The 6,765-nt window shown below is 69.2% G+C and carries 9 protein-coding genes and 2 pseudogenes; 6 read left to right on the forward strand and 5 right to left on the reverse strand.

The features are described from left to right. Nucleotides 1-91: 91 nt before the first annotated feature. From ACFZDC_RS41735 to ACFZDC_RS41745, 3 genes are all read right to left on the reverse strand, one after another. Nucleotides 92-553, reverse strand: coding sequence for a hypothetical protein (locus ACFZDC_RS41735; protein WP_391332305.1), 462 nt, complete (start codon nucleotides 551-553; stop codon nucleotides 92-94). 26 nt (nucleotides 554-579) lie between these two features. Then, a complete protein-coding gene (locus ACFZDC_RS41740; protein ID WP_391332306.1) occupies nucleotides 580-723 on the reverse strand; it encodes a hypothetical protein in 144 nt (47 codons plus the stop codon). A 66-nt stretch (nucleotides 724-789) separates the two neighbouring features. Further along, entirely contained in the window at nucleotides 790-1,413 is a 624-nt protein-coding gene (locus ACFZDC_RS41745) for a hypothetical protein (RefSeq protein WP_391332308.1), read from the reverse strand. Nucleotides 1,414-1,596: 183 nt separating this feature from the next. Here ACFZDC_RS41745 and ACFZDC_RS41750 point away from each other — a divergent pair, with 183 nt between their 5' ends. The 4 genes and pseudogenes from ACFZDC_RS41750 (at nucleotide 1,597) to ACFZDC_RS41765 (ending at nucleotide 3,827) form a co-directional block, all read left to right on the forward strand. Continuing rightward, nucleotides 1,597-1,821 (forward strand): hypothetical protein, encoded by a 225-nt coding sequence (locus ACFZDC_RS41750; protein WP_391332310.1) that lies wholly within the window; start codon nucleotides 1,597-1,599, stop codon nucleotides 1,819-1,821. A gap of 415 nt (nucleotides 1,822-2,236) precedes the next feature. Beyond that, entirely contained in the window at nucleotides 2,237-2,452 is a 216-nt protein-coding gene (locus ACFZDC_RS41755) for a hypothetical protein (RefSeq protein ID WP_391332312.1), read from the forward strand. 239 nt (nucleotides 2,453-2,691) lie between these two features. After that, nucleotides 2,692-2,790, forward strand: a pseudogene (locus tag ACFZDC_RS41760) (ATPase); the annotation flags it as partial. A gap of 47 nt (nucleotides 2,791-2,837) precedes the next feature. Further along, nucleotides 2,838-3,827 carry a phosphotransferase gene (locus ACFZDC_RS41765; protein WP_391332313.1) on the forward strand — a complete coding sequence of 330 codons (990 nt, stop codon included), beginning with the start codon at nucleotides 2,838-2,840 and terminating at the stop codon, nucleotides 3,825-3,827. A 222-nt stretch (nucleotides 3,828-4,049) separates the two neighbouring features. Here ACFZDC_RS41765 and ACFZDC_RS41770 read toward each other — a convergent pair whose 3' ends face one another. Beyond that, on the reverse strand, nucleotides 4,050-4,907 hold the full coding sequence (locus ACFZDC_RS41770) for a Scr1 family TA system antitoxin-like transcriptional regulator (RefSeq protein ID WP_391332315.1): 858 nt from the start codon (nucleotides 4,905-4,907) through the stop codon (nucleotides 4,050-4,052). A gap of 11 nt (nucleotides 4,908-4,918) precedes the next feature. Then, nucleotides 4,919-5,658 (reverse strand): annotated as a pseudogene (locus ACFZDC_RS41775) (DUF6879 family protein). Nucleotides 5,659-5,830: 172 nt separating this feature from the next. Here ACFZDC_RS41775 and ACFZDC_RS41780 point away from each other — a divergent pair. Beyond that, nucleotides 5,831-6,037: a hypothetical protein gene (locus ACFZDC_RS41780; RefSeq protein WP_391332317.1), complete on the forward strand. Its 207-nt coding sequence runs from the start codon at nucleotides 5,831-5,833 to the stop codon at nucleotides 6,035-6,037. Further along, the gene (locus ACFZDC_RS41785) at nucleotides 6,034-6,375 is read left to right on the forward strand and encodes a hypothetical protein (protein ID WP_391332319.1); all 342 of its coding nucleotides are present in this window, start codon (nucleotides 6,034-6,036) and stop codon (nucleotides 6,373-6,375) included. Before ACFZDC_RS41780 ends, ACFZDC_RS41785 begins: the two co-directional genes overlap by 4 nt. The last annotated feature ends 390 nt before the right edge of the window (nucleotides 6,376-6,765 follow it).

Raw genomic sequence — 6,765 nt, forward strand, 5'->3', positions numbered from 1 at the left:
GGCACCCCTGCCCGGCCGAACGGAAGCATCAAGCGAAGCCTCCCCGACCCCAACTCCACCAACCAGAACGACACTTAGTCGCGACAGTCTACTAGCAGGGTTGGCGGGCGGGCAGCCCCGCCTTGGCACGCCAGTAGTCCGCATCGCGCGGGTCGGCCAGCCATCCGATCAAACGCTCAGCCCCTTCACGGAAAGCCCGAGGCAGCAAGGTCAGATCAGCGACGGTAAGCCTCAAGGCATCAACGTCGTGACTGGCGTGATCGCTATCGCACCAGCAAGCCACGTTCACCGCCGCGTCGACCGCGAGCTGCCCCAGCTCTGTCCACACCACCTGAAGCAGGAACTCCAGCTGGTCGCTGCCGTCGGCATGCTCAATGACGTCCAGGCCGAGGATGATCGGCGTCCCCGGCTGAGGTCCAGGGAAGACCACGTGCTCCAGAGCCCATTCCCATGTCGACCCGGCTTCGTTGGCGCGAGCCGCATCAACGGCACGGGCCGCGTCCAACACGGCTTCCACACCAGCAGGCGGTAGGCCGGGGATCAGCGTGGTCAAGGGGACGTCGTCAAGGACACCTCGCTTCATGCGTCGAGCGCGTGGGTGAGGAGCACCGCCGCGCCGAAGACCTCGTTGAGATCGGCTCCGTCCGCGGGCAGACGGACAGGCGTCTGAGCGTCCTTGAGTTCCACCGCGCGGTGGGTGGGAGTCCACGTGAAGTCGTCCATGTGGGTCATCCAAGCGCACGTCCCAGCCCGGCGACCAGGCGGTTTCCGCGATACCTCCGGCGCCCTTCAGGACGCCTTGGCGCGGCGGCGGCAGCGGCCCTGCGCTCGCCGAGCGGGTTCAGCGTTGCCGGCCGGAGCTTCGGCGCTGGGGTGGCTGCGCGGCCCGTCGAGGGCGCCGGGCGGGCGCGGCCGGGCGGTCTTCGGGGCCTGCGGCGGGTGAGGAGAAGCCGCCTGGAACGCCCGGCCGTGCGGCCGGTACCGGCGGGGAGGCTGTGTGCTTGTGCGCTGGGGCCTGGCCGCACGGGCGACGACGGTGGTGTGCGTGAGCAGCGGGGCGCAGGCCGCGCAGACTTCTTCGATGTTCCAGACGCGGCCCACGGTGGGGTCGTGGCGCAGGATGAGCGTCACGGCGCCGGCGCACTGGGTCCGGGTGTCCGGGTGGGCCTCGCAGCCGGTGGAGCCGCAGTGGCACCTGGCGTTGGGGCGGACGGTGGCCGCCTTCGCGTGGGCGGCGGCGTGCTGGGCGGCGAACCTGCGCAGAGCCGCCAGGGCCTTGGACCTGCCGGGCATCGTGCAGGCCGTGTTGCTGCAGGAGATGGTCGCGGAGCGGTCGGCGTAGCCGGTCAGGCGGACCGTCCAGGCCCGCCCCGGGACGCGTTCGATAGGGGTCGCAGGGTGCGCGGTCGTCACGCAGGGCCGTCCGTTCGTAGAGGAAGAGGTCCAAATTCGAGGTCCACTATGTGCCACCCGTCTGCCCCACGGGCAAGGGGATTGTTCCCGCGGCCGGTGCCCGTACGCAGCAAGGCGGAGTCAGTGCGGACCTTCCTGCAGCGAACGGGACGCGGGCGGTCAGGCGTCAGCATCGACTTCAAGGTGCGTGAACCGCAAGGGCTTGCCCAGCGGACGATCGACGAACAGGACGACACGACCGTCCGCACCCGCCTGTACCAGTGGCCGCAGCCGGGGCTCCGGGTCGCGCACCACAGCCGGTTCGAGCCGTCGTCGGGGGTCGGCGAGGAGCACCAGGGCGAGATGCCGCGCACGCCTCCCCGCTCGAGCGGCCCGCACTCCAGGCCATCCCGTCACCCGAACGAGTGAACGTTCGAGGGTCGTAGCCGCGCGGCTTGACGGCCTTTGACATCGAACTCGCCAATGGTCTGTCGCGTGAATTCGAGGATGGGTGTTGCTGCAGGCCACCGGCTCGAGGTGTCGTCGCTCGACGTCGTTTCGCGGCGAGCTACGCTCCCGCGCATCCTCACCCGCCCGTTTCCGCAGGTCACAGCCCTGCCGGGTGGGCGGTAGGGGGTGTTCGCGCACTGCCCTTTGCAAGGCGCTCTTGGACACCGTTGGAGACACCGGAGGTGCTCCAGGGGGGGGCGGTGACCTGCGGCAGGATCTGTCTGCCGCGTTCGTCAGGGCGCAGCAACGGAGACGGGGCCGTCCCACGCCCGGGACGGCCCCTGCTGTCTCCACGTCACCGAGTTCTCAGTCGAGTACGGGGAGGGACCCCATAGTGGCAGGACATCTGAAGATCAACAGCCCCGAGGAGCCGGAGGAACCGGAATGGTTCCGGGTCCGGCGGCCCACCAGCGACCGGGTGAGCCTGTTCGGGCTCGCCCTGGTGAAGGCCTTGCAGCTCGCCCAGACCCAGCCGGGTGCGGCGGTGGCGCTTGCTGTGGTGGCGTCCGGGGCGTTCGTGAAGGGCTGTGTGCGCCGCCGGAAGCGGTGAGCGCGGCCGGGCGGGGCACGAGGGTGTCCCGCCCGGGCGGCCTGGCTACAGGAACGCGTCCAGCTCCGCGGCGTATACGTGGCCGTGGGCGGCCAGCGGGGTGTCGGTGAGCAGGATGCGGGTCGGGCGGTCGTTGACGAGGACGGTCGCGCCGGCGGGCGCGGTGTGGCGGAAGGTGATGCGGCGGCCGGGCGCGCCAAGGGCGCTGGGGTCGATGACCAGGTAGGTGCGGGCGACCCCGCCTCACCTTCAACGGCACCATCATCGAAACCGGCACCGACTCCTACCGCCTCGCCAGCACCCGAGCCCGAGCCGAAGAACCTGCCAAGGCCAGCTGATTCACTGAAAGCCGCCTCGGCCAACGGCCCGGGGATAGGGTCGGCGGATGCGCCAGTTCACGGATAGTGAAGCTTTGTCAGAGATTGTGCATGAGGCACTGGGGGCGGAGGCCCGCGTTGTCGGGGTGGACCGGTTGCGTGGTGGGAGCAAGAAGGGGGTCTACCGGGTTCACACGAGCGGATCACGTGCAGCAAGTGTGATCGTCTACAGCTGGGCCGAGGACGAGAACTTCTGGCCGGCTGCGGAAGCCATCGACCCGGCCCACCCCTTCGCTCCCGCCTCCGGGCTGGCCCCCTTCCTAGCGGCCCAGCGGAGACTGGACGGCCTTGGAGTCCGGGTTCCAGGGGTGCTTCTCGCTGATGACAGCCGACGCCGCTGCCCGGCGGACGTGGCAGTCGTCGAGGACGTTGCCGGCGGCACTCTGGAAGCGCTCCTGGAGACGGATCCCACACGCGCATCACATGCCTTGAGCGAGCTGGCCGCGATGCTCGACGTGATGCACCAGCAGCACAGTCAGCACTACGGCAGGGTGGACGTGCTCGAACGGGGCGACAAAGCGAGTGGCGATTCATGCGAGCAACTGGTACTCGAACGTGCCATCGAGGATCTCGCTGAGGCGGCTGAACGCGACCCCAGCATCGGATCAGCCGCGGCCCCCTTGCACGACCGCCTGGAGGAGCTGGCCACACGAGTGGCTCCGCGCACGCAGCACGGGCTGATTCACGGAGAACTTGGGCCCGACCATGTCCTGGTCGATGCGTCCGGCCACCCCGTCCTCATCGACATCGAGGGTCTGATGTTCTTCGATGTCGAGTGGGAGCACGTGTTCCTGCAGCTTCGTTTCGGTGACCAGTACCCAGCCTTGTCCTGCCCTGGACTCGATCCGGCACGGCTCCACCTCTACATGCTTGCGATGCGTCTCTCACTGGTGGCTGGCCCCCTTCGCCTGCTCGATGGCGACTTCCCGCACCGCACGGTGATGCAGGAAATCGCCGAGCACAACGCGAAGGAAGCGCTGGCTCTGTTGGTCTCATAGCACCGCGTCCGCCACATACGCATCGCTTCTGCCGCTACATGCCTCGACGGCCAGCCGCCCTGACGGGCGGCTGGCCGTCCCGCGGTTCCCTCACTCACTCGGCAGTGCCGTCATTTCTCTTCGACACTCGCGAGCCGGCTGATCGACAACTGACTCCAGAACCGGTCGACAATCGCTGTTCCTGGAGATGAACGAAGCCAGGCCGCGCTCGTGCGTCCAGCGTCAGCGCGTGTTCAGCGCCCGTCGAGCCCGTTGGATGACGTTCTGCGCGTCCCCCCCGTACACCGCCGACTCCCGGAGCATGTTCCACACCCGCAGGTAGGTGGCGATCGAGTCGGCATCGTCCAGCCACAGCTCGGCGTGCCAGTCCTCGACGACAACCCGGCGCTCGTCGTACACCCAGAACCCGTTGCCCGGGTAGATCCTCAGCGAGGCCGTGAACGGGATGACACCCAACTCCAGCGTGTCCAGGCCCACGACCGAAGCCAGGCGATCGAGCTGCGCAGCGAGGACCGAGGGCGGGCACACCAGCGCGTGCATCGCGCCCTCCCACAACAGAATCCGGTACGTCCGGCCCGGCTCGTACAAGCCCGCCTGCCGGCGCATACGGGCTCTCACAGCGTCCTCGATGTCCCGCGGGGACTGCATGAGGTTGGCGTGCCGGGTCAGGACGTGACGGGCGTACTCCGTGGTCTGGAGCATGCCGGGTACGAGGACGTTCTCCCAGATGGTCAGCACCTGGGTGCGGTCGTGCTCGGCCGTGATCGCCTCCTGCACGGGCCGGTGCCCGGAGGCGAGCTGCCGGCGCCATGACCGGATGTGCGACTCGAATCCGCGCAGCTGGGCGAGCAGGCCGTCGTAGTCCTCGGGGTGGCCGGTCGCTGTGGCCCACGCGTGAAGCTCCTCGGCGGTGGCGGTCTGCCGGCCGTTCTCCAGCTTGGAGACCTTCGACTTCGTCCAGCTGCCGCCGAGCCGCTCGGCTAGCTGCGCTCCGGTGAGGCGACCGTCAGCAGCCGTGAGCCTCAGCTCCCGCAGGGAGAATCCCAAGGCCTCACGGGCCTGCTGGTAGTCAGTGCTCACCGGACCTCACGTCACGTGCCGTTGATCTCGAACTTGCCGTACGAAACGGCATAGTGCCAGGCCGCGTCTCGGACCTGGCAGTAGCGGTTCACCGCGGCCGGCTCCGTGATGAGCTCGGCGCCGGTCAGGTTGTCGTCCTCGTCGAAGAGCAGCCGGGCGACGAGGCGGAGTCGAAGAGCCAGAAGTCCTCGGCGGGCAGGTGAAGCCGGTCGGCGTCGGCACGGGAGAGGTTGCGGATGTCCTCCCCGACAGCACAGTTCCGGGCGGCGTTGCTGCGCAGGTACAGCTGGCCCGGGGTGGCGGGGTCGTCGACCAGGCGCACCCGTTCGAACCGCTTGCCCTGCTCGGTCTGGGCGCGGACGTTGCGGCACCACTCGTCGTCGTAGTCCCAGTCGATCCGCTGGCCCTTCGTGAACTGGGCCCACTCGTCCGTCTGCTCGTCGCTGGCGTAGCGGCGCCTGGTCTCCAGCCGCCAGGCCGTGTGCTCGAAGGTGGTGAAGAGCCGGCCGAACTCATCGTCGGCGTTGATGAGCCGGGGTGTCTCGTCGCGCGGCCCGAAGTCCACCAGCGTATTGCGCGGTACGACGACGGCGACCTCTCCCTCGTCGAGGTGCTGCAGTCGGGCCAGGTCGGCGGGGTCAGTGAGCTGCGGCCCGTGGACCACGACCTCACCGGTGTCGAGGTCCTCGTGGACGCTCGGGCATCCTCCACCGCCTGAGCCGGTGCCATTGAAGCGAAGCCGTCGCATGATGTTCCCCTCTGGTCGGTCCTGCAGATGCGGTCCAGCCTCCCCGACGTCAACCCAGCAAACACCGGCCTCGGTTGGCCCGCGGGCGAAACATCGCGCAACTCTGGCAGGCCGTCAAGAAACTCCGAGAAACCGGTGATGCGCCGAGCAACCCTGCGCTCGTACCGTCCTGCACATGGCCACACCCACCGACCACCCAGTGGATCCGTTCGCCGCTGTGGAGTCCCTCCGCATGGCCCTGGACCGGGCCGGGATCGTCCTGCCGTCCCTCGCAGTCGACTCGGCAACGCCCTCCCTCGCTCTGGTGGACCTCGGCCGTGTACGCGCCGACGTGGCCCTGCGCCTGGCCGAAGCCATCCACCCGCGAGAGGCGGCAGCATGACCACCACCACATCCGCTGACCCCACCGCCAAGGCGCTGCTTTCCATCACGCTGCCCGGCACCGGGACCTTGTCGCCCGAGCAGCTGCGCGGCGCCGGCTGCGTGTGGTGCATGACCGAGCTGCACGGCGACAGCGCCGTCGATCTCCAGCAGCGCTACGACTCCGTCCTCGGCGTCGTCGGCCGCTGGTATCCCCGCGGCTGCCAGCGGTGCAGCCTCAAGGCTGTGCTGGCCGAGGCCAGCAGGCACCCGCGGGACTGTGAGCAGTGTCAGGAGCAGCCGACGCTCTGCGAGACCCGCCGCGCTCTGCGTGCCCTCGCCCTGGAGCTCCGCCGATGATCTGCGCACGCTGCACCGAGCCGATCCGCCCTGGCGAGAAGACCGAGGAAATCCAGAACCACGGCGCGAGCGCTGCCGGCGGATCCGACGTCGTACACGCGCGGCTCTGCCAGCGCGCTCCCCAGCAGACGGCGCCGACGCGCCGCAATGCTCCCGTCTCCGGCGTGCGCCGATTGCGCCGGGGGGTAGGACTCCAGCAGGCTCCCTGACGGCGATCGGGGGCCAGTATGGCGCTGGAGACGTGGCCGCCCCTGTCACCCCCGTCAGGGGCGGCCACTCACCTCTCGGCGTTCCTCTAGTAGGGCTCCGTTAGGTTGCTCTGGCTCTCGGGTTTTGGGCGGTGGTGGCTGTTCTGGGCAGGGGGCGGTGGCAGGTGGTGCAGGTGCCGGT

It is taken from the genome of Streptomyces sp. NPDC007905 (assembly GCF_042959345.1).
Lineage (GTDB): Bacteria > Actinomycetota > Actinomycetes > Streptomycetales > Streptomycetaceae > Streptomyces.